This is a genomic window from Mycobacterium sp. E3251, from assembly GCF_001666835.1.
Taxonomy (GTDB): Bacteria; Actinomycetota; Actinomycetes; order Mycobacteriales; family Mycobacteriaceae; genus Mycobacterium.
In genome coordinates, this window is the sequence record NZ_LZJF01000113.1 from 1 (window position 1) to 1,487 (window position 1,487).

General features: G+C 73.7%; 1 protein-coding gene. It reads right to left on the minus strand.

Annotated elements, in window-relative coordinates; genetic code table 11:
- A partial coding sequence (locus A5697_RS13700; protein ID WP_231972066.1) for a discoidin domain-containing protein occupies positions 1–1,487 on the minus strand: 1,487 nt, incomplete at both ends.

The window sequence follows — 1,487 nt, forward strand, 5'->3', positions numbered from 1 at the left end:
GCGCCGTCCATGGCGCTGACACCCGAAGAGCCGGTCAATCTCAGCCGGACGCTGACCGTTCCGGCACCGATGTCGGTGACCCCGTTGGTGTGGGTGCGGCCGCGGCAGGGGCCCAAGCTGGCCGACCTGCTCGCCGAGCCGAACACCACCAGGGCACGGGGCGACTCCGACCTGGTGGACGTCCTCGGCTCGGCGTATGCGGCGACCGACGGCGACCCGGCGACGGCATGGACGGCACCGCAGCGGGTGGTGCAGCACAAGACCCCGCCCACCTTGACGCTCACCCTGCCGCGGCCCACCGAGGTCACCGCGCTCCGGCTGGCGTCGAGCCGGTCGGCGTTGCCCGCCCATCCGACGATGGTGGCGGTCAACCTGGGCGACGGCCCGCAGGTGCACGCGTTGAAGCCCGGTGAACCGCAGACACTCCCACTGCATCCCCGGGTGACCGACATCGGTGCCGGAACGGTCAGCGTCCGGCTGAGATTGACCGGCTCTTCGGGTGTCAGCGCCATGGACGGCGCGCAGCGCACGCCCTCCGGCGTCGACGCGCAGCCCGGCCTGCCCAGCAGCTCGGAACCCAGGTCCCAGCCCGCGACCGCCGCGCCGGGCGGCGGCCCCGGGACGCGCACGGTGTGCCGCAGGTCGAGCTGGTGGGCGAATCCGGACGCGTCGTACTGGGTGATCGACAGGTCGGTGATGCCGAACTGCACGCCCGGGGACCCGTCGTCGGTGCCCGCGGCGGTGATCCGCACCCACGGCGTCTCGCCGTAGGGCAACGCGGCGGCGAGCGGCTTGCCGGGCTCGTCGAACCGCAAGGTGGTGCTGCCGGTGGCGGTCTCGATCAGGATGCGGCGCACCTGCGCGCCGACGGCCGTCGCGCTGGGTGTCAGGGTGATCGCCGCGTTGGTGACCGGGTGGTCGAAATCGACCTGCAGCCACTGGCCCACCGCCGATTGCAGCGAGTTGGACACCCACGCGGTCGCCGGGTCGCCGTCGATGGCGGCGACGGGGGAGGTCGCCGGCGCGACGTCGGGCATCGCGGTGGAGTCCGACGACGAGCTCGACACGGTGATCCGGCCGCCGCTCCAGGCGCCGACGACCAAGTCGGCCCCGGGGACGGGATAGTCGGGCACCCGGTTGTAGGTATGCCGTGCGTCGCCCGCGGCCCGGATGGCCGACGAATGTTGGTCCACCCGGCCGTAATCGGTCTCGCGGGCCACCGGGGTGTCGGTGATGGTCACCGAGGGCACCGGCAATCCGGCGCCGCGCGCGTCGGCGGTCATCAGCGCGGGGCCCAGCGGCGGCAGGCCCTGCAGCCGGCGCCGCTCGTCGAGGCGCAGCAGCGCCTCCGGTCCGCCGTCCACCCGGGGCAACCGGTCGACGTCCGCGAAGTACGGGGCGCCCGGATCACCGGCGACCTCCACCCGGTAAACCTCTACGGCCGGGTAGCGCGGACGCAGTCCGCTGTCGGCGACAAAGCCCGCCAG